We start from the raw sequence: 20,004 nt of genomic DNA, 5'->3' as shown, positions 1-20,004 counted from the left end.
CTTACGAAGAGCCATAAATAGACGTAGTATGATGATACGTACCATCTCCAACACTAAGCCCTAAAATTACTGCGACCTTTTTACTGATCTGCTCAATATCAAATGCAGCAGCCGACACCGGGCTAATATCCATGATCGCCCGTTGCGATGCGTTGGCCTCTGGGACACACTCATCGCGGTGAATGGTTCCTAGCAGTTTGTCTTGCAAACGCTGCTCAAAGAATTGCGTCACGTCCCTGCTCAACGTACGCCGCATGTCACTCTGGTTTACCACATAATACTCGCCAACTTCATTGCTGGCAGGCGCACTCATAAACTTATGCTGCTCAATAGTGGGTAATAAACTGAGCGATGCGGTATCGGCCAGCAATACCATAATGCGCATGTCCGCAGCGGCCTGCATGGCCTGCACTGCCGCATTGCGCCCCGGCGGCATATCGGCGATCACCACCATGCCTGGGATCTTCAGCACCGAACTCAGGCCACGTTGAATGAACATTGGCTCATTGAGCAGATTGTCATCGAACTGAAGGCGCTGCTCATCAGTGACGTCGCCGTAAGGTAAAACGAACAGGTTCGGCCCAACTTTAAGAATAAACTGACTCCAATCGGATAAAATTGCCGACTGGGCAACAAAACCTCGGTTATCGGCAATAGGCACGCCAAAATGCAGCCTTAACGCATTCTGCGTGTCGAAGTCGACAACCAACACCTTACTGCCGCTACGGGCCAATGCATAAGCCAGATTAGCAGTAACCGTGGTTTTCCCTACCCCTCCTTTCGGAGAACAAACACAGACTAACGGCATGAGGCAATAGACTCTAAAAGTGGTTTGAGTAATGTATTACGACCAGCGTCCATCACTTCACCGGCAGAGGACGTTTTCTTGCTGAACATCTGCTTAAAACGTTGGTTCTCTGGTTGCGGAGCGGACGGCGGAGCGCTTGCAGGGGAATGAAAAGGGTTACCCTGAGCAAGAACGTCACGCGGGCTTTCCGGCTGGGCGGTTTTAGTGAGTTTAGGCTCCACCGGCGGAGCAAAACGATCAAAATTATGAGGAATGTGGCCGGGCAAGGCGGTATTTTCTGTTATCACCGCCTTGGGTTGTGCAGGCGGTTCGAACCCTAAAGGTGCACTGGAAGAGAGATCCGTACTATTGATCGGCGTTGGCTGCGAGCTGCTGGCAGTAATACCACCATTGCCTGCTACCTGTTCAACAATAGACCAGCGTTGTGAGGCCGATGCCACATCTGCACGAGGAAATTCTTTATAATCAAGCCCTTTGAGATTGGTCTTATCTTTGAATCCTTGGACATCATCATATTTACTCATAATCCAGACCTATAAGCTTACACTTGGCACTGTATGAATACATACAAATCACGAATGTAAAATAACGTGATCTATAACCCAAATACACAATGGAAAACCGTCTATGTATTTTAAGCGCTTCTCTTCTTATGGTTTAGATAGAGTAGCTTACAAGTCCTTTTTTACAACCAAGACGGAGCAAACCTCCGCAATCGATGGAAAATCATGCAAGACCCCAAAGCTGATGGGCTGAGTGTAATCTACTTCTTTAAAGTTATACACTGAGTTTTAAACGCTTTTACCCCGTCTTATCACATAACCCACCAACTTATGCCATAATTTAAGTGGTTAGTAATATATAGTCTGGTAATTGAGATTTTTTTACTAAAAATAACCAACACAACAGTGATAAATACTTGGGGCAAAGGTATTCGCCCCTGATAATAGAAGGTAATAAGGCAGACTATCGCAGCCTGATCAGCCCCTGCTCCAATGTCTCCACTTGGCCGGTAGCGACCAGGCAGCAGGCAACCTGCCGAGCGATCGGCTCGGGAATGGCGACCTCACCAGCCAGACAGCGTTCCGTCCATCGCGCCGTTGTTGCGGCGTCCTTGGCGGCAGGCACCTCAGCTAACGCATCCTGTTCTGGCCGTTCCAACAAAATCTGCTGCTGACCCCCGACGATATAGTGGATTTTTGGACAGCGTTGCGGATTGGCGTAAGCCTCCCCTTCGGTGCCATGCATCAATAATCCCCGCGCACCGATCTGGCAGAAAAATGAGGCAACACGCTCGACGTATTCCGGATGAGAAACGCTGGCGATGCGCAGCACGTCCTGCTCACCAAACGGCGTCGCCAATTTTGCCAGCGTGTGGGCGCTGTTACGCACGCCCATTCTCCAGCGCAAACCAAGCTGATTTTCCAACGCTGGCGCAAGCGCCGACACCGGGATAAACACCGCATTTCCGCCGTCCAAACGCCGTTGAGCGGCCTGAGGATCTTCAGACCACTGCACCCCAAGTTCACGGAAAATCTCTGCGCTGGTGACGCGTGTGCTGTCGTTCACTACGCCGTGAACTACTACCGGTAGCCCAACTTTGGCCAACAACAATGCCAGTAACGGCGTCAGGTTGGCCTGTTTACGAGCGCCGTTGTAACTGGGTAGCACCACCGGCATCGGGCGCCCCTTCGGGGGTTGCAGCCGCATGACCTGCTGTTGCATCGCCTGATAGAAGCCAAGCATCTCCTCCTCGGCTTCCCCCTTGATTCTCATGGCGATCAGGATGGCTCCCAACTCCAGAGGTGGCACGGCATCGGCCAGCATCGCCTGATAGAGCTCAAAAGCCGTTTGCCGATCCAAATCGCGCGCATGGTTCTTGCCACGGCCTATTTCTTTGATAATTTTGCTGTAATCCATCGCTCGCTCCGCTGATTCGGTTTGCAATAAGCATACCTTATCCGCGACGGCGCTCAACCTCATCGGCAAGTTGCTGTTGGCAATCGTCACCGGCTCGCAGGCCGTCAATCACCCCGTCGATATCGGCAGCGCTGCGGTTCTGGCTCATTTTCCATTTCCCTTCACGCCGGGTGACGGCGATTTCGATGCCGACAATACCTTTGATATTGGCGGCAATATACTCCGCTGGCGCATCGTCAAGACGCCAAGGTTGCGGCTGATTGCCTTCATGCACCGCCGTCAGTTCCGTTAGCAGTTGGCGCAGCCAGACGCTATCTTGCGTGACCGTTGGCGTCCCCCACATGTGGACGGCAGCATAGTTCCAGGTCGGCACGGCTTTGCCGGTGCGCCGCTTGGTTTCATACCATCCCGGCGAGATATAGCCCTCAGCCCCCTGAAACACCACCAGGCATTCTTGCCCGGCTTGCAGCAACGACCAATGTGGGTTGCCTCGCGACAGATGCGCCCTGAGCGTCACCTGCCCTTGATCATCGGTATCAATAAGAAAGGGGATCGGATCTGCTACCAAACCCTGTGGCCCCTGGCTAACGATCAGCCCCAGAGGATTGGCGCGCACCAAGGCTATCTGGGCGTCTAAATCGTCTTCACGGAATGACTCTAGTTGATACATGGCTTAGGTTTTCCTTGTGGATTGGGGCTTGCTGGACATAGCGAGATTTACCCACCCTAGCGGAATAAGATAGTATCCATAAACATACAATGGAATGATGTATTCCCCATCAAACATGGAATGAAAAATGGAAATCTATCTCACTCTGGCCGCGATCGCCGTGGTGCTGATCTGGTCCGTGATGACTTATAACCGCTTTATCTCCCTGCGCCGTTTCAAAGACGAAGCCTGGAGCGGTATAGCGGTGCAGCTCAAACGCCGCCACGATCTGGCCCCCAACCTGTTGACCCTGGTGAAGCGCTACGCTCTGCATGAGAAAGAGCTGTTTGAAACCCTCTCGCGCCAGCGCAGCGACCTGGTTGGCAACACCCCTCAGGTTGCCGAGAGTGAAAAAGAGTTTTCTGGTGCTTTGAGCCGCATTTTTGCGCTGGCAGAAGCCTACCCGGAACTGAAAGCCAACCAAAACTTCCTCTCCCTGCAACAATCTCTGGCAGAGATCGAAGAACAGTTGCAAATGGCACGCCGCTATTTCAACGGTACGGTGCGCGATTTCAATATTCTGGTGGAGTCGTTCCCCAGTTTAATCCTGGCCCGGCTGTTTAATTTTAAAGCGGATGCGTTCTTCGAACTCGAAGATCCCGAGGAAGCTAAAGTTCCACGGATGGACTAGCACGATGGCTGCAATATCAGGTTTGTTAGTGCGCGTATTATGGGTGTTATCGCTATTGATGACAGCAGCCGCGCCGGCTACGGCTGATGATATCGCCGTTGGGGCAGCCCCCGTTGCCGAGGCTCCCGACAGAGAGGCTGTGCCAGCAAGTGCTCCCCGTTGGGTACGTGCCTATGAGCATATTCTCTCATTTGATACCCATGCGCACTTTAACCCGGACGGCAGCATGGAAATGCGGGAAAACATCAAGGTGCTGTCTTTAGGGCAAGAGATACGCCGTGGGATTTTCCGCACCCTGCCGCTCACCTGGAACCGCCAGGACGGCAAGATTTTCAGCGTCGATTATCAGATCAAAGAAGTATTGCGCGACGGCGTTGCCGAACCCTATAGCCTGGATAAAACATCAAAGACGCTGACAGTGCGTATTGGTAGTGCCGAGCACATCTTGCAACCGGCGATTTATAACTACCAGATCCGCTATCAGGTCAGTAACCACTTCAGCCGTTTCCCCGAGTGGGACGAACTCTACTGGAACGTCACGGGGAACGATTGGGCCTATCCAATCACCAAGGCCAGCTTCCAACTGGAGCTGCCGGACGCCAGTAATTATCTGGATAACGAAGGTAGAGACTCCCGGCTGCGTTCCATCGATGTCTATACCGGAACGCTGGGCGCAAAAGAGCACAACGCCAGCATACTTCCCGACGGCGGAGTGCAAACCACGCAACCGCTGGACCAAGGCGAAGGACTGACCGTTGTCTACACCTGGCCACGCGATATTCTGGCCGGTGCCGCTGCCCCGCAAGCATCTTCACCGTTGGTGCACCTGCTGTTACCCACGCTGGCAACCAGTGCGATCTGGATACCTGTGCTGCTGCTCGCGGTCTATTGTTTGTGGTGGTGGCGTAACAACGTGACCGCAATTGGCTTGAAGATGCCGCCGGTTGTGCCGCTATATACGATGCCTACCACCCTGTCGCCAGGCTATCTGCGGTTTATTACCCAGCGTAAGTACGACGACGTGGCTTTCAGCAGCGATTTGCTGGAGCTGGTCGCCAAACGTGGCGCAGCGATCACGCTTAAAGCGAGCAAATCCACAGGCCCGTGGTTTTCCAGGTTTCAATCGGCGGATGAACAATGGTTATCGTACCAACCAGATGACAATAACAAGCGCTTGACCACCAGCGATAAGCAGTTACTCGGCCTGCTGTTTAGCGGCAGTCGCAAAAATATCAACCTCGGCCTGGCCTATCAGCGACCAATGCAAAATGCTCGTAAATGGTTGGAAAAACGCAGTGAGGACCAGCGTGAGACATTATTCAACAAATGGGGTAAACCGGTGCGCCGCGCGGTCTATATCATGCTGCTGATCCCGGTGATCTGCGGGGCGTTGTTTAATCTCGGCGCGGCAGTAATCACCATTCCTGCCCTGATTTTCCTGCTGTTCGGGATCTTGCTGCTCTCTTTACCGTTGAGATTTTTATTGAGCCCGAGAAAAACCTGGAATACTTTTGGGTTCATCCCCTTGGTTATTGCTTTTCTATTTGGCCCGTTAACCACCTTTGGCGGTGGCGCTTTCTTATTTGGCATGTTGCCCCTGACGCAGTTTCCAGCCGGGTATATTGGCGCGCTGCTGGCCGCCATTCTGCTATGCATAGCTTTTGGCTGGATGATCCCGCGATACACCCAACGGGGGCTGAATGATTTGGCCACTGCGCAAGGGCTGAAACTGTATCTGGGTACGGCCGAGAGAAATCGCTATCAGGCACTTTACCCACCCGATCAATTGGTTGCCCATTTTGAAAGCCTGTTACCGGCGGCGCTAGCGCTCGGCGTGGGCAAGACCTGGGCCAATACCTTTGCCGAATATCTCAGTAAATCCGGGGCTATGTCGGAAGCCTTTGTCGATGCAGACTGGCAGCGCGTGAATCGCTTTAGTCGTTCCTGTACCGCATCGTCTATGGCGACACCCAGCAGCAGTTCAAGCTCCGGTTCAAGTTCATCAGGCTCCAGCTCCAGCGGTTCTGGATCGTCCGGCGGTGGCTCATCGGGTGGGGGTTCCGGCGGCGGCGGCGGTGGAGGCTGGTAAATAGTAACGCAGCGCCGGGCAAACCGGCGCAATAATGCGTTAACAGCCCCTGCCTAACTGCCGGTGGGTAAGGAGCAGCAGGACCAAAGCAACCAGCATCGCCAACAGGTTATAGCCCATAGCACCAGCAAAGGCTCTGGCATAGTGCTGTGGCTCTGCCCCCCCGGCCAGCAGCGGAACAAAGAACATGCCGCTGGCCGCTATCCCCAGAGCACCGCCTACCTGCTGCACTGTAGACACCAAGCCTGCTGCCATACCTGCCTGATGCTCCTTCGCCAGGCCAAGCACCCAATTAAGCAATGGCGTCATACTCAATGCCTGACCAAAACCCAAAATCATCAGGCCGGGTAACAGTTGTAACGGATGGCTGAACGCACGTCCCCATAGCACCTGCACCACCAGCAATATCATGCCACTGGCGTAGACCACCACCCCACCAGCCAACACAATATTCCCCCAGCGTTGCACCCAGCCCGGAGCCAAAAAGGAGGCCAGCATAAAGGCGGCGCTGGCCGGAGCGAACAGGCAACCCGCCTGGAACGGCGTCAGCCCTATTCCGGCCTGTAACAGTAGGGCAAAACAGAGGAAGAATGAGGATGCGGTGGAGTAAATCGCCAGCACAATTACCGTGCCACGGGCAAAGTGACCTTGGCGAAATAGGGCCAGATCGAGAACCGCATCACCGGAGTGACGGGCAAGTTGCCGTTCCCAACGCACAAACCAAGCTAACAGCCCCACTGCCAGCACCATCGTCGGCGCAATCCACCAAGGCCAGTGACGCGATGGGCCTTCCAGTAACGGGAACAGTAACAGCAGCAAACCGCCAGCGGCCAGCAGCAGACCTTTAGCATCGAGTCGCTGGGCCTGCGCCAGTCTGGACTCAGGAATGCGTCGCGCCGCCAACGCCGCCAGCACGCCAATCGGCAGGTTGATCAGAAAGATCATGCGCCAACTGCTGCCCAGAATATTGGCCTCGATAATCAAACCGCCCAACACCTGGCCACAAATCGCCGCCAACCCAAGCGTCATCCCCAAACGAGCAAAGGCTCGCCGCCGCTGCTCTTCGCCATATAGCACACGCAATAAGGCATAAATTTGCGGAAACAGCAGCGCTGCCGCTGCACCTTGCAAAAACCGGGCAACAATCAGGACCCACAGCGACCCCGCCAGACCGCAAAGCATCGAGGTCAACGCAAAAGCCAACATACCGTAGCTAAACATACGCCGCCGACCGAAACGATCCCCCAATCGCCCACCGGCAATCAGTAAAATACCAAAAGCCAGTTCATAACCGGCGATAATCAACCCAACCCCGGCAAAGCTGGCGTTGAACTGCTGCTGGATCACCGGCACCGCCACGTTAACCACAAACAAATCGAACATGGTGACGAACCCACCAAGTAGCAACACCGGCAGCCCTGGTAATCCAGCCTTACTGTCAGACAAACTCTGTTCCATAACGCCCCCTGATATCATGATGGCGGCAGTATGGAACATGCTTTAAAGTGTTACTATATAGCCAGTTATACTATTACTGAAAGTAACAGGACCCACGATGCCACCACGTACCCTTAACCGAACCCGCCAAGAGTTGGCAGACTTTCTGCGTATGAAGCGTGAAAAACTCTCCCCCCAGGCCGTTGGACTTCCGAGCGGTACGCGGCGGCGCACGCCAGGGTTAAGGCGTGAAGAAGTTGCCGCATTAGCTGGCGTAGGCCTGACTTGGTACACCTGGCTGGAACAGGGGCGGGAAATCAACGCTTCGGTAGAGTTTCTTGAGGATCTGGCGCGGGTTCTGAAGCTGGATGTGACCGAACGCTATCATCTGTTTTTACTGGCGCATCAGCGGCCACCGGTGGTAGCAGGCCATCAATGGTGCCAGGTTACTCCCTTGGTACGCCGCTTGCTGGACGATCTCACCCTACGCCCGGCCTATGTAATGAACCTGAGTTGGGATATTATCGCTTGGAACTCGGCGGCAGACCGCCTGTTTACTATCGCTGAGCGTCAGCCAGAACAGCGCAATATGCTGTGGATGTTGTTTGCCGATCCCGAACTCAATCAGCGGCTGATGGGATGGCTGGAGCAGGCCCCACAAATTCTGGCCAGCTTTCGCCGTGATTACGCCCGCGCCCCGCAAGATGCCGCCATGTTGCAACGCATTCAGGCTCTGAGCGATGTGTCCCCCCAATTTCGCCAGCTGTGGCAACGGCACGATATTCATGGCCGCTGCCAGGGGCAACGCACTTTCCTGGTTGCAGGAGCAGGCGAAGTGACGTTTGAACACGCCTCGTTTATTGTCGATGAAGACAACCACCTGCGGTTGGTCATGTACAGTGCACAGCCTGATTGCCCAGCCAGTGCCGCCTTTGAGGCAATGCTCTGAAGCTTATTTCCGACTGTCGAAAATAAGCTTGCAAGCCAACCCGGCAAATACCCCTGCCAACAAATAATTCGGCCAACGAGCGCTGAATTGGCGGCCAGTAAAGCGGCTTTTTAAACGGTTTACCACCAGGATCACGGCACCGTTAATCACCAGACCAATAGCATTCAAGATAGTGGCCAGAATCAGCATCTGAGCCACCACGGAACCACTCTGCGGATTGATAAACTGCGGGAATAGCGCCAACACAAACAGCGCCATTTTCGGATTGAGAATATTGGTCAACAAGCCCGGCTGAAAAATTCGCCTTACTGAAACGGCCTGTAACCCGGCGGAGGCCTGCAAACTACTGCCTGAACGCAGCGTTTTCCATGCCAGATACAGTAAATAAGCCGCCCCTAACAAACGTACTGCATCATAGGCCAGCGGCAGCGCGACAAACAGCTGTGAAAGGCCCAGCGCCGCCGCCAAGGCGTGGCAATAGGTTCCCAGCTGTATCCCGGCCAACGAAGCGAAGCCAGCACTTTTCCCCTGGCTTAGGCTTCGGGAAGCTATCAACAACATGTCCGGGCCAGGAGTCACCGTCAGTGCCAGACAGGCACCAGCGAATAACAACAACGTAGATATTTCCACCATAATTCACCTGAGCAACGGGGTTGAAGAGCAAGCCTCAATAGTAGTTAGAAAGTTGTTTTTTGCCAGAATACATTTGTTAGCGGGTACGGCGGCGAGCAAACGGATTCTTGCGCTTTTTCTCTTTCTTGGTGGCCTCTGCCGCAGATTTTAACGCCGCCTTATGGGCTTTGTCCGCTTCCGGCACCTCGCGCTGTTCGATCGGGAACACCGGTAGCGCTGCCAACAGGCGTGAACCATAGCTCTTGGTCAACAGGCGGCGGTCATAAATCACAATTTCACCGTGACACTCGTTGCTACGGATCAGACGACCTACCTGTTGGATCAGGTTAAACGACGCGCTTGGCAAACTCTGCACCTCAAACGGGTAACGATTGAGGGATTTAAGCCATTCGCCCTCGGTGAGGATCACCGGGCTGTCGATCGGCGGGAAGGCAATCTTGTGGATATGCACCTGGGTCAGCAGTTCACCTTTCAGATCCAAGCCTTCGGCAAATGACTGTAACCCAACCAACACGCTGGCAGTGCCCTTCTCTACCCGCTTACGGTGCTCTTCCACCAGCCGGTAACGCGGCTGATCGCCTTGCACCAGCAACATCAGACGCAGATCGGTGACATAGCTGAGGAAGGTCTGCATCGCACGGTGGCTGCTGAACAGGATCAGCATCCCTTTATGCTGACCGCTAGCCTGCTCGCCACGGAAAAAGCGCGCCATCTCTTCCAGATGCTCGGCCTCGTTGGCCATCGCCGGTTCAAAACGCATCTTGGGAATGACTATTTTACCTTGTTCGACGTGATTAAACGGCGAAGACAGCGTTTCGAAGCGATCGCCCGCCTTTTCGCTCAGCCCGCTCATCTCTTGCAGCCGTGAAAAGCTATTCAATGAACGTAACGTTGCCGAGGTGATCACCACGTGCGGCACCTTGCGCCACAGCAGTTTTTCCAACTGATCGCTGACGCGGATGCCCACGCAATGCAGGTAAAGATGGGTAACGTTATCGCGTAGCTCACGCGCAATCCATTTGGAGATCGGCGCATTGGAGGATTTGTCCATCGCCGCCAGCCGCCACAGCTTGCTCATCGCCTCCAGATAGCCCAGCGTGCGGCTCATCTGGATGATGGAACGATGCAGCCGTACAATATCGTGCTTGCCGGTCTGCTCTGTGAGATCGTTAAGAATAAATTCGGCCAGGCCGCGCAGGCCGTCCGTCAGTTTGAACAGACGCGCGCAGATCTCGACCATCTCCGCAGGCAGTTCGCCCATTTCGAAGCGATATTCGGCGTTGCCGCTGTCTGGCGGCAGATAGGCGTTAGCCTGGTGCTCAAAAATCTGGATCAGCTCACGCAATTCTTCACAGTGGTTTTTTAGCCGTTCGCTATTGGCCAACCCCGGCGGGTTCTTTGGCCGGTACTGCGTCATGCACTGTTCTACCTGGCGCACGATCATATCGAGCTGGAGGTTGGTTGACAGCGCGGTGATCTCACCGTCAATCTCCAGCGCATCTCGTGCCACTTCAGGTAGATGATGGCCTTCGTCCAGCACCAGCAACAGCTCTTTCGGGTTCGGCAATACCGACTCGGTTTCCAGCGCCGCCATCACCAACGCATGGTTGGCTACCACCACATCGGCGGTTTCAATTTCTTTGCGGGCGATATAGAACGGGCATTCACGAATATAGTGGCAGTTGCGCCCCAGGCAGTTGGCCTTGTCGGTACTCAGCTTGCCCCATAAGGGGTCATCAATCGATAGCTGGTAGTGATCGCGCAGGCCATCCCATTCATGGCGCGCCAGGGCTTTCGCCAGCTTTTGGCACAGCGCCTGCTCTTCACCGCTGGACGGCGCTAGCTCGTCTTCGTCCAGGTACAGCATCAGATCGCCCTGCTCGACCACGTCGGTGCTCATCGCCGCCAGATTGCGCGGACAAACATAGCGCCCACGGCCAAACGCACCGGTGAATTTCAGATCGGGAATGATCTTTTTCAACAGCGGTAAATCTTTGCTGTAGATCTGATCCTGCAGCGCCACGTTGGCGGTACTGACCACCAGCGGTTTGCTTTCGGCACGGCCAACGGCAATACCCGGTATCAGGTACGAGAGCGTTTTACCCACGCCGGTGGGCGCTTCGATCGCCAGATGGCGAGGGTAATCTCCGGCCAGGGTCTTCGCCACTTCGGCAATCATCTGCCGCTGAGGGGCACGCGAAATAAAATCCGGTATTTGCTGCTGCAGGGCTTTGTACCACTGGCCGATCTGATCTTTAACTGCGGGGGAAAGCGCCATTCAACTCTTATCTAAACGAAATGATGGCGCTATTGTCCCACAGACCGCCCGCGGCGTCAGCCCGAGTTACGGTTGGCTTGCCAACATTGCGAAACACACCGCAATGCAAGCCCGCTCTTGCTTGCTACGGTGTCATCATAGCGATCGGCATCGCATCCTTCAGGCTGGTTAACCCATTTTGGCTTGTGCATTACCGTTGCCCCATAACACCAAAATAAACACGATTAATGTGTGTCTCTATTTTTCATAGAAAAAGACCGGAGCCAGAATGATACTCCCCTGCTCTTCCTCTATTTTCATGCCTAAAGTTATTATCGTGATCGACTATTCATACGTCTCATTGCACTTGTGCTATTGTCCTATCATCGCATGAGGAGTGAATAATGGATCTGACTAATCTTTTTCGTGACGTGCAGTTAAGCAAAACAGAAGTTACCGTACTCCAATACATTCAAACCAATCCGGAGTTATGTCTTAGTCAGGGCATCCGCAACGTGGCTGAACAATGTTACAGCAATCCGTCATCACTGGTACGGCTGGCGAAAAAATTGAAATTCAGCGGTTGGCTAGAGTTGGTTTACTTTATTAAATTTAATATTACCCTGCCTAAGCTGGATGTTACCAATGACATCGACTTTATGAATATTCAACCACCAGAACGACTTGAGCCTTTATTACACCGCTTGCAAAATGAGCGAATACTGATCCATGGCAGTGGTTTTTCACAGCTGATTGCGCAATATATTTATAATAAATTCCTGGTGATTGGCATCAATGCCAGCCTGGCTTTGTGGCCAGACTATGAAATTCTTGAACAAAAAAATGCTGCCAAGTTTGATTCGATCTGGATCATCTCCAAATCTGGCCGTAGCTCCTCTGCACTGAGTTGGTTAAATGCGCTGAAAGACAAGGATACCGAACTTATCTGCTTCACCGGAGATTACCAAAGTCCATTGGCCCAAGCAGCCAATACTGCTTTCATCATTCATGATCCACAAAAATATGACGATGATATTTACTGGTCTAATCCTTTTTTCGGTTACTGTATTCTTGGCTTTGAGCACCTGCTTAAACTCTGGTTCCACCAAAAACAAATCCCGTAATAAGATTGATGACGACACTGCTGAATGGGTACCCTCTACACTACGGGCCGGTTGTGATGTCTCGGCGATCTGAATAGTCAAGGCGGGCAGTTTTCACCCGCCATAACCAGAGTTATTGCCAGGAAGTAAACTGCGGTCCGCTGAGATAAGCGGTGACCAGCTTATCGGCCAGTGACCATGAACCAACCAATGGATGCGCCATTAATGCCCGTACGGCAAGGGATCTGTCCTGCTTCAGAATGGCCTCAACGGCAAGGCGCTCATACTCTTTCACACAGGAAATCATATTCTTTTGCGCGGTGGGAACATGGATTGGTGTCACCGGCTTCATCCCCTCTTTGCTCAAGTCACAGCTGATTTCAATCACGTCGTCGTCACGTAAAAAATCAAGCGTGCCATTATTGGTCAGCGATACGACGATCCGCTTGGTGGCATCGCTATTAACTGCCTCAAGAATATCCAGTGCCACACCGGCATAGCCACCACTGTCTGGTTGTTCAATAAACTGCTGGAGGGTTAATGGTTCCCTGGTGTTGAATTTTTCCTGCTGTGACTCATTTTGCATATAGCTGTTTTCACGGCGCAAATAGTGCTTCATCCAGATATCAAACGCCTGAACCGGCCTGGCTTTAACATCAATAGACTGGAGTTCCTCGCGCATTTCCCAGTTGATATGGGCAATTTGCTCACCACGTGTCTCGCCCGACGCCTGAATAGCTTGCAGAGCCTCTTCTTTATAGTAGTAATAATAGAGATATTCGTTCAGCAATTGCTTATCGCACAGGCGCACCAACTCCGGTGAGAAATACTGCATTGCCGTTTTGCTGTACAGTTCCGGCTTGTTGATCAGGATATCGGTGACGTCTTTGCCCTGCACGGTAAAGTGAGTGAACCATGAAAAATGGTTTAACCCATAACATTCCACCTGCAAATCGCTCTCTGCGCACCCCAGAATTGCCGGTAGCTCGCGGATCAACTCCGAGGGTGCATCGCAAATACCATACACGCGGCGTTTAAACCCAGATTTGATTATCGCTTCGGTCACCAGCCCTGACGGATTGGTAAAGTTGAAGAGGATCGCGTCGCTGGCAGCGTGCTCTTCAATTAACCGACAATAGTCAAGAATGGCGGGTATGGAACGCATCGCCATGGCAAACCCGCCTGCACCGGTGGTTTCCTGGCCCAGCGTATTATGGTCTAGCGCGATACGCTCATCACGAATACGGCTCCCATCACCGCCAACGCGTAGCGTGGTGATCACATAGTTAGCCCCCTGCAAAGCGGTTTTTGGTTCGGTCGATAGGCTAAAATCGATATCCGGACGGATGGTTTTAAAAATATAGCTGGCGATCTGGCCAAATAACGCCAAGTTTTCTTCTGAATTATCTAAAAAAACCACCTCTTTTAGTCCGATACGATGCGCATTATACGCCAATGATTTAGCAAGAAATGCCGAACGAACGCCACCACCACCCAAAACTGTCAATTTCATATAAACTCCCAATTAATTATCAGCCAGCCAGGTATCTACTTTTGATCGTACCTGCCCAACCTTGACACCATAAATAACCTGTATTTCATTTCGATTTCGTACCACCGCATTGGCTCCGGTGGATTTCAAGACATTATCATCAACCAGAGTGATGTCATGAATAACCACCCGAAGCCGGGTAAAACAGTTATCTACTGAAACAATATTATCCTTGCCACCCAACCCGTTAATAATATCGCCAGTTTGCTGTTCAGACGACGGTTTGTTTTTCTGTATTTTTTCCTGGTAGTCTTTTTTGCTGTATAGCTTTACGTCATCATCATCTTCACGCCCTGGGGTTTTAAGATTTAATTTCACCACGATGGTACGGAAAACTACGTAATAAACAAAGAACTGACCAATGCCAATCAAGATATATATCGGCCAACGGGTTAACGATGCCGGTAAAGGCAGGTTATAAATAACGAATTCGATTAAACCAGAAGCCCCCCAGGGGCGTACGCTAAACATATCGCACAGTGCCTGTGAGGCGGCCGTCAACGTTGCATGGACCACCCATAATAATGGGGAGATAAACAGAAAGGTGAACTCAATGGGTTCAGTGATCCCGGTGAGAATAGAGGTGATAATCGCTGGCAACAGGATGGCTTTCGCCATTAATTTTTTCTCCGGCTTGGCGGTATGATAAAAGGCCAGCGCCGCACCGGACAAACCGAAGATCGTTGTCATACCTTGCTGCGAGAAGCGCAACCCCTCGTTCATCATCGGGGTTAGATCAGGGTGACGCATGTAAGCTAAAAAGATGGCTTGGGTACCGGATACCGTTTGCCCATCGACGGTTATCGTGCCGCCAATTTGCGTGAGCTGGAATGGCGACCAGACGAAATGGTGCAGACCGGTAGGGATCAGGAATTTTTCAAAGAATCCGTAAACAAATACCCCGGCAACCCCGGCATTTTTCATAAAACCGGTCAGGGTAGTAATGCCATGCGTCATAAATGGCCAGATCCAGGTAAAAGCGATGGCATAGACGATAACGACCGGAGTCATAACGATCAACGTCAGTTTTGCACCACCGTACATCGATAATGCACCGGGTAATTCGATTTGCGTAACCTTGTTATGAACCCATGCAATGGTACAACCCAAAATAATACCGAGGAATACCCCCATATCGACCACAATAAAGCCCAGCAGCTGCGTTTGCCCGGTGCCGTAATACTCGCCATTGATTTTTTCTGCTACGCCGTGGGTGAACTCCAGCCAAGAGTGGTTAGCACCGAGAAACATGATAAAACACATGACGGAAACCAATGCGACTTCGGTTTTTTTATCTTTTGCCAAGCCATAGCTTATACCGACACAGAATAGTAACCCTAAATTACCAAATAATGGCCAGAAGGTATCCCCCAGTAACACACCAAGGTGATGAAGAAAGCTGGTATCAGAAAAAATATTGGGATTGGTAAGCACTGAGCTTAATGCCAGAATTAAACCTATTACTGGCAAAAATAATACAGCGCCAATCATGGCTCTAGAGAACTTTTGCATATTCTCCAGAGTACGTTGCCGTAGTCCAGACATAGTCGTTCCTTTAGTGATAGGGTGTTTTATAATTATATCGAACTGACTTCCAGTACATTCGTTATAACAAGTGCGTCTGACAATTGGAACCTGTTGCAGCAAATAGGTACAGATAGCCACAAAATGAACACCTGTTTCATCGGGGCCGGGAGTCCGACGGGGTATACCAGGGAGAGGTGCGTGCCGTTAGAGAACCCATGCCAGTGGCCTGTACTACAGATGAAGACCATGCGACATGCCGCATACCCGGCTATGGTAGCGAGGAGACAGAAAACAGAAAAACGCCTATCTTGCGTTAATTTTCGTCATTCGATACAGATTTGAATGTTCTGTCATAAATACATCACACAACTGCGGTAAAAAATCTGCGCTGCGCTAACTCTGGCAGCAAAGTAAAACAGTGATACAACTGATGATAAGCGTCTTTCAATCGAATCGTATACCCGTCATCTTTCAAACTGCCGCGTCGTTACCGGCACTATCTCACCCCGGTTACTTACTATAAGTAAGCTCCTGGAGATGAAGATAGTTTGGCGCCTAGCCGCAGCTTGAAATCTATAGGGTATATTTAATAAGGGAACACCATGAAACCTAATCTTCTTGCCGTTATTGCGGCACTTTTCATTGCCCAGACCGCACAGGCAGCAGAGATCTACAATAAAGACGGCAACAAGCTTGATTTCTATGGTCGGGTAAAAGCACTGCACTATTTCTCTGACGATAGTAGCAATGATGGCGATAAAACCTACGTGCGTATCGGCTTTAAAGGGGCTACCCAGATTAACGATATGCTGACCGGCTACGGCCAGTGGGAATATCAGATCGCCGCCAACCACAGCGAAGCGGATGGCACTAAAGACACCAAAACGCGTCTGGGTTTTGCTGGCCTGAAAGTGAAAAACTTTGGTTCATTCGACTATGGCCGTAACTACGGCGTTATCTACGACGTTGGCGCCTGGACGGATATGCTGCCGGAATTCGGCGATGATACCTATATCAAAACCGACAACTTTATGACCGGGCGTGCCAACGGCGTGGCTACCTACCGTAACAACGACTTCTTTGGCTTGGTCGACGGCCTGAAGTTTGCGTTGCAGTACCAGGGCAAGAACGAAAACGATGGCCGTGCTGGCAGCAAAGCTAACGGCGACGGCTTCGGCCTGTCTTCCAGCTACGAAATCATCGATGGCGTCAGCGTTACGGCCGCCTATGCCTCTTCTAACCGGACTACCGGCCAAAAACAGAGCAGCTATGGCAAGGGCGATAAAGCCGACGTGTGGGCAACCGGCCTGAAATACGACGCCAACAGCGTGTATCTGGCAGCCACCTATGCCGAAACCCATAACCTGACACCAATTTCCGGCACCGCGACCATTAATAATGCCTCTACCTCCGTAAGCGGGTTTGCCAATAAAACTCAGAACGTGGAAGTGGTTGCGCAATATCAGTTCGACTTTGGCCTACGCCCGTCACTGGCTTATGTCCAGTCTAAGGCTAAAGACATTGAAAATATTGGTGACACCGACCTGGTGAAATATATTGACGTGGGCACCTACTATTACTTCAACAAAAACATGTCCACCTATGTGGATTATAAAATCAACCAGCTCGACGACAACAACAAACTGGGTCTGAAAACCGACAACGTGGTTGCCGTAGCCCTGACCTACCAATTCTGATTTACGCTGTGACACATAACCACTACTGCAATTTATAGCTACGGCTATTTCTGAAGTGACTTCACCGGGCGAATTCGCCCGGTTTTTTCATCACGATCCTTGCGCTCGAACAACTCAAAAAACCCGGTAAAAACAGCTTAATACTTGCCTGATTGACCGATCGCAGCTAAATATAAAGGCCCCATCGCTGCCTTTGGAACCGTCATGCTTATCGATAGCCAGTTCGAGTTTCACACCGCCTTGCCCTACAGCAGCATGCAGTTGGCGCAAATACTCAGCCACTGCTTTGAGAACTATATTGTTCCCTTTGTGATCGACGGTGAAACCTTTAGCAGCCGCTTTGCCGCCGAAGACCTCAGCCTGAATCACAGCATTATCGTCACTCACCAGCAGCACCCGGTGGCGCTGGCCCTGATCGCACGCCGGGGCCAACATAGCCGTGTAGCGGCCTTATCTATCCGCCCGGAAATGCGTGGCAGAGGGCTAGGCAGGACGTTAATGCAGCGCATTATTGCGGATACCCATACGCGAGGCGATCGCCAGCTTTCGCTGGAGGTGATCGCCGGTAATCAAGCAGCCCTGGCGCTGTATCAACAGGCGGGCTTAGCCATCACCCGCACGCTATTGGGATTTCACGCCCCGTTGGCAACCCCGGAACCCTCGGCAGCCTTGCAACAGATCGACCCGTTGGCACTTGCCCAGCGGATGACCGCCGACGGCCAATATGGCTTGCCGTGGTTGATCGCTCCAGAATCGCTGTACAAGCTGCCCGGCACCCCGTGCGCCTTCACTCTGGACCAGCAGGCTTTTGCTTTGGTGATACCGGGCGCACAGCAGTGTCATCTGCGCATGATTTATGTGCCGCCAGCGCTTCGCGGCCAAGGCCAGGCGCGCCGTCTGTTGCAAGCGCTGCAAGCACAGTTTGCCCCACTGGCGCTGTCGGCCAACGTGTTTGTTCCAGACGATGTCGCGCCCTTCTTCCAGCACCTTGGTTGGCGTGAAGATCCGTTGCGTCAGTTTGAAATGACAATGGCGATGTGACGCTCTCCCCCTGAATAATTCAGGGGGAATATTGTGGGTCGCGGGTTACAGCAGTGTGCGTAGCAGAATAAACATCAGCATACTCAACACCACGACCGCCAGCGTATTGCGCAGGAAAACGGCCAGAACAATAGCGAACACGGCTCCCCATAGATAAGGGTTTTCGGGCAGTGCGCGCCACTCATCCCCGTTAAAGGCGATGATTGGTCCGCAGATGGCGGTCAGTACTGCAGGTACCGAGAAGCTCAACAAGGTCCTCATCCGTTGCGATAAGCGCACCGGCAGGCCCGGTGCCAGGAAACAGTAGCGGTTGAAGAAGACGATCACGCCCATCAACACAATGGTCAGCCAGATCATTCTTTCCCCCTGCTGCACAGCAGTCCAACCAGCATCGCCACCAGGGTGGTAATAATCAAAGCGCCCGGCACCTGATAATGGTGCAAACCAATCGACAGCACCAATGATGTCAACACGCATGCCAGCACCGGCAGGTTGCGTACCAACGGCACAATGATGGCGATAAAAGTCGCCGCGATCGAGAAATCAAGCCCGTAGCTATCCAGATCAATGCTGCTGGCCGCCACTACGCCGAGCAAGGTGGCAAAGAACCAGCTCAAATAAAACGCCAGCCCTGCTCCCAGTGCATACCAACGGTTAAAGCGCGCCGGACCATGATCCCCCGTCAGGGCAAACAGCTCATCGGTCAGCAAAAACGCCAGCGCGACACGCCACCTCAGCGGTAGCGGAGCAATACATTCCCGCAGGCGCAGGCCGTAGAGGAAGTGCTGGGCGGTGACAAAAAAGGTGGAGATCAGGATCGCCAGCATACCCGCACCGGTCTTGATCATCCCCATCGCCACCAGTTGGGAGGCCCCGGCAAAAACAATCGCCGACATCCCCAGCCCCTCTGCCGCCGTCAGGCCACTCTGGATCGCCATTGACCCTGCCAGGATCCCCCAGGGCAATACCGCCAGGCACAGCGGCAGGATCGCCACCGCACCTTGCAGGGCCGGGCGAAGGCGCAACGTTGGCGGCTCCGTGAGTGTTGATTGGTAAGTCATTATTTTCTCCTTCGAACGAAGGAGTAGAATAGCGCAGGAAAGAGGGCGAGTATTGTATCCGCTTGCGTATTTATCTCAACGATTTGACGTAGTCACCGGGCGTCACTCCGATGGACTTGCGGAAATGACGGTGGAAATGGCTCTGATCGTGAAAACCGCAGGCCAGTGCCGTCTCCAACACGCCATTGCCCGCCTTTAACAGCTGACGCCCTTTCCTGCTCACGCTCTCTGCCATACCTACCTTCCACGCGGATCGAAACTCATTCTAGCACTCGGTGAGATCGGGCGTTTGTACAAAATTGCCCATATCCCCCTCAGCTAAATAGCTTTACGTAATGGTGTGACAGGTAGGAAGCATGTAGAACACCGACACGCCGTGGAACCGTTCATACGCATCCATGCGCTCAACGGTCCTCTAACCTGCCCGCTCCCCACCTGTTGCACACTTGAATGAGTATTAAACGGCTAAATGATAAAATTAAAATATTTATTTTAGGCCATTCAGTTAAATTTACGATTAATATTAACAACCTTATCGGTAGCCTAATAGCCGCTGAGATTACCCACGGGAATTAAAAACATATTACATT

18 protein-coding genes are annotated in these 20,004 nt (G+C 52.3%); 6 read left to right on the top strand and 12 right to left on the bottom strand.

All coding sequences use genetic code 11. The annotated features are described in order from the left end of the window. Position 1 precedes the first annotated feature (1 nt). The 4 genes from bcsQ to ACKWMY_RS22685 form a co-directional block, all read right to left on the bottom strand. The gene (gene bcsQ / locus ACKWMY_RS22700; RefSeq protein ID WP_024527499.1) at positions 2-808 is read right to left on the bottom strand and encodes a cellulose biosynthesis protein BcsQ; all 807 of its coding nucleotides are present in this window, start codon (positions 806-808) and stop codon (positions 2-4) included. Then, entirely contained in the window at positions 799-1,332 is a 534-nt protein-coding gene (locus ACKWMY_RS22695; RefSeq protein WP_074028041.1) for a cellulose biosynthesis protein BcsO, read from the bottom strand. Before ACKWMY_RS22695 ends, bcsQ begins: the two co-directional genes overlap by 10 nt. Before the next feature lie 442 nt (positions 1,333-1,774). Next, on the bottom strand, positions 1,775-2,728 hold the full coding sequence (gene ybiB, locus ACKWMY_RS22690; RefSeq protein ID WP_409487083.1) for a DNA-binding protein YbiB: 954 nt from the start codon (positions 2,726-2,728) through the stop codon (positions 1,775-1,777). A gap of 37 nt (positions 2,729-2,765) precedes the next feature. Beyond that, the gene (locus ACKWMY_RS22685; protein ID WP_409487082.1) at positions 2,766-3,398 is read right to left on the bottom strand and encodes an FMN-binding negative transcriptional regulator; all 633 of its coding nucleotides are present in this window, start codon (positions 3,396-3,398) and stop codon (positions 2,766-2,768) included. Between the two features lie 127 nt (positions 3,399-3,525). Here ACKWMY_RS22685 and ACKWMY_RS22680 point away from each other — a divergent pair, with 127 nt between their 5' ends. Continuing rightward, a complete protein-coding gene (locus ACKWMY_RS22680) occupies positions 3,526-4,068 on the top strand; it encodes a LemA family protein (protein ID WP_409487081.1) in 543 nt (180 codons plus the stop codon). A 4-nt stretch (positions 4,069-4,072) separates the two neighbouring features. Next, on the top strand, positions 4,073-6,157 hold the full coding sequence (locus ACKWMY_RS22675) for a DUF2207 domain-containing protein (protein ID WP_409487080.1): 2,085 nt from the start codon (positions 4,073-4,075) through the stop codon (positions 6,155-6,157). 39 nt (positions 6,158-6,196) lie between these two features. On the opposite strand, the gene ACKWMY_RS22670 is transcribed toward ACKWMY_RS22675, so the two are convergent. Continuing rightward, on the bottom strand, positions 6,197-7,615 hold the full coding sequence (locus ACKWMY_RS22670) for an MFS transporter (RefSeq protein WP_409487079.1): 1,419 nt from the start codon (positions 7,613-7,615) through the stop codon (positions 6,197-6,199). Positions 7,616-7,712: 97 nt separating this feature from the next. Between ACKWMY_RS22670 and ACKWMY_RS22665 the strand changes: the two genes are divergently transcribed. After that, on the top strand, positions 7,713-8,543 hold the full coding sequence (locus ACKWMY_RS22665) for a helix-turn-helix transcriptional regulator (protein ID WP_409487078.1): 831 nt from the start codon (positions 7,713-7,715) through the stop codon (positions 8,541-8,543). Between the two features lie 3 nt (positions 8,544-8,546). Here the strand turns inward: ACKWMY_RS22665 and ACKWMY_RS22660 are convergent, their stop codons facing one another. Continuing rightward, entirely contained in the window at positions 8,547-9,176 is a 630-nt protein-coding gene (locus tag ACKWMY_RS22660; RefSeq protein WP_409487077.1) for a LysE family translocator, read from the bottom strand. A 76-nt stretch (positions 9,177-9,252) separates the two neighbouring features. Beyond that, the gene (dinG, locus tag ACKWMY_RS22655; protein ID WP_024527491.1) at positions 9,253-11,454 is read right to left on the bottom strand and encodes an ATP-dependent DNA helicase DinG; all 2,202 of its coding nucleotides are present in this window, start codon (positions 11,452-11,454) and stop codon (positions 9,253-9,255) included. A 383-nt stretch (positions 11,455-11,837) separates the two neighbouring features. On the opposite strand from dinG, the gene ACKWMY_RS22650 reads away from it, so the two are divergent. Continuing rightward, positions 11,838-12,557 carry a MurR/RpiR family transcriptional regulator gene (locus tag ACKWMY_RS22650; RefSeq protein WP_074028033.1) on the top strand — a complete coding sequence of 240 codons (720 nt, stop codon included), beginning with the start codon at positions 11,838-11,840 and terminating at the stop codon, positions 12,555-12,557. Between the two features lie 112 nt (positions 12,558-12,669). On the opposite strand, the gene ACKWMY_RS22645 is transcribed toward ACKWMY_RS22650, so the two are convergent. Then, positions 12,670-14,049: a glycoside hydrolase gene (locus tag ACKWMY_RS22645; protein WP_409487076.1), complete on the bottom strand. Its 1,380-nt coding sequence runs from the start codon at positions 14,047-14,049 to the stop codon at positions 12,670-12,672. A gap of 12 nt (positions 14,050-14,061) precedes the next feature. After that, a complete protein-coding gene (locus ACKWMY_RS22640; protein ID WP_409487075.1) occupies positions 14,062-15,633 on the bottom strand; it encodes a PTS transporter subunit EIIC in 1,572 nt (523 codons plus the stop codon). A 584-nt stretch (positions 15,634-16,217) separates the two neighbouring features. On the opposite strand from ACKWMY_RS22640, the gene ompC reads away from it, so the two are divergent. Further along, positions 16,218-17,312: a porin OmpC gene (gene ompC / locus ACKWMY_RS22635; protein ID WP_409487074.1), complete on the top strand. Its 1,095-nt coding sequence runs from the start codon at positions 16,218-16,220 to the stop codon at positions 17,310-17,312. Positions 17,313-17,516: 204 nt separating this feature from the next. After that, positions 17,517-18,353 (top strand): GNAT family N-acetyltransferase, encoded by an 837-nt coding sequence (locus ACKWMY_RS22630; RefSeq protein WP_409487073.1) that lies wholly within the window; start codon positions 17,517-17,519, stop codon positions 18,351-18,353. Between the two features lie 45 nt (positions 18,354-18,398). Here the strand turns inward: ACKWMY_RS22630 and ACKWMY_RS22625 are convergent, their stop codons facing one another. From ACKWMY_RS22625 to ACKWMY_RS22615, 3 genes are all read right to left on the bottom strand, one after another. Then, the gene (locus tag ACKWMY_RS22625) at positions 18,399-18,710 is read right to left on the bottom strand and encodes an AzlD domain-containing protein (protein ID WP_021805142.1); all 312 of its coding nucleotides are present in this window, start codon (positions 18,708-18,710) and stop codon (positions 18,399-18,401) included. Beyond that, positions 18,707-19,414 carry an AzlC family ABC transporter permease gene (locus ACKWMY_RS22620; protein WP_409487072.1) on the bottom strand — a complete coding sequence of 236 codons (708 nt, stop codon included), beginning with the start codon at positions 19,412-19,414 and terminating at the stop codon, positions 18,707-18,709. Before ACKWMY_RS22620 ends, ACKWMY_RS22625 begins: the two co-directional genes overlap by 4 nt. Before the next feature lie 70 nt (positions 19,415-19,484). Further along, on the bottom strand, positions 19,485-19,649 hold the full coding sequence (locus ACKWMY_RS22615; protein ID WP_409487071.1) for a helix-turn-helix domain-containing protein: 165 nt from the start codon (positions 19,647-19,649) through the stop codon (positions 19,485-19,487). Positions 19,650-20,004: the final 355 nt, after the last annotated feature.

The organism is Serratia sp. J2 (assembly GCF_046269175.1).
Classification (GTDB): domain Bacteria; phylum Pseudomonadota; class Gammaproteobacteria; order Enterobacterales; family Enterobacteriaceae; genus Chania; species Chania fonticola_C.
The sequence above is the reverse complement of the archived record's forward strand: the minus strand, read 5'-3'. Positions and strand labels throughout refer to the sequence as shown.

Bases quoted from the DNA above. Each gene is read 5' to 3' on its own strand.
- bcsQ (WP_024527499.1), bottom strand. From the start codon at position 808: ATGCCGTTAGTCTGTGTTTGTTCTCCGAAAGGAGGGGTAGGGAAAACC.
- ACKWMY_RS22695 (WP_074028041.1), bottom strand. From the start codon at position 1,332: ATGAGTAAATATGATGATGTCCAAGGATTCAAAGATAAGACCAATCTC.
- ybiB (WP_409487083.1), bottom strand. From the start codon at position 2,728: ATGGATTACAGCAAAATTATCAAAGAAATAGGCCGTGGCAAGAACCAT.
- ACKWMY_RS22685 (WP_409487082.1), bottom strand. From the start codon at position 3,398: ATGTATCAACTAGAGTCATTCCGTGAAGACGATTTAGACGCCCAGATA.
- ACKWMY_RS22680 (WP_409487081.1), top strand. From the start codon at position 3,526: ATGGAAATCTATCTCACTCTGGCCGCGATCGCCGTGGTGCTGATCTGG.
- ACKWMY_RS22675 (WP_409487080.1), top strand. From the start codon at position 4,073: ATGGCTGCAATATCAGGTTTGTTAGTGCGCGTATTATGGGTGTTATCG.
- ACKWMY_RS22670 (WP_409487079.1), bottom strand. From the start codon at position 7,615: ATGGAACAGAGTTTGTCTGACAGTAAGGCTGGATTACCAGGGCTGCCG.
- ACKWMY_RS22665 (WP_409487078.1), top strand. From the start codon at position 7,713: ATGCCACCACGTACCCTTAACCGAACCCGCCAAGAGTTGGCAGACTTT.
- ACKWMY_RS22660 (WP_409487077.1), bottom strand. From the start codon at position 9,176: ATGGTGGAAATATCTACGTTGTTGTTATTCGCTGGTGCCTGTCTGGCA.
- dinG (WP_024527491.1), bottom strand. From the start codon at position 11,454: ATGGCGCTTTCCCCCGCAGTTAAAGATCAGATCGGCCAGTGGTACAAA.
- ACKWMY_RS22650 (WP_074028033.1), top strand. From the start codon at position 11,838: ATGGATCTGACTAATCTTTTTCGTGACGTGCAGTTAAGCAAAACAGAA.
- ACKWMY_RS22645 (WP_409487076.1), bottom strand. From the start codon at position 14,049: ATGAAATTGACAGTTTTGGGTGGTGGTGGCGTTCGTTCGGCATTTCTT.
- ACKWMY_RS22640 (WP_409487075.1), bottom strand. From the start codon at position 15,633: ATGTCTGGACTACGGCAACGTACTCTGGAGAATATGCAAAAGTTCTCT.
- ompC (WP_409487074.1), top strand. From the start codon at position 16,218: ATGAAACCTAATCTTCTTGCCGTTATTGCGGCACTTTTCATTGCCCAG.
- ACKWMY_RS22630 (WP_409487073.1), top strand. From the start codon at position 17,517: ATGCTTATCGATAGCCAGTTCGAGTTTCACACCGCCTTGCCCTACAGC.
- ACKWMY_RS22625 (WP_021805142.1), bottom strand. From the start codon at position 18,710: ATGATCTGGCTGACCATTGTGTTGATGGGCGTGATCGTCTTCTTCAAC.
- ACKWMY_RS22620 (WP_409487072.1), bottom strand. From the start codon at position 19,414: ATGACTTACCAATCAACACTCACGGAGCCGCCAACGTTGCGCCTTCGC.
- ACKWMY_RS22615 (WP_409487071.1), bottom strand. From the start codon at position 19,649: ATGGCAGAGAGCGTGAGCAGGAAAGGGCGTCAGCTGTTAAAGGCGGGC.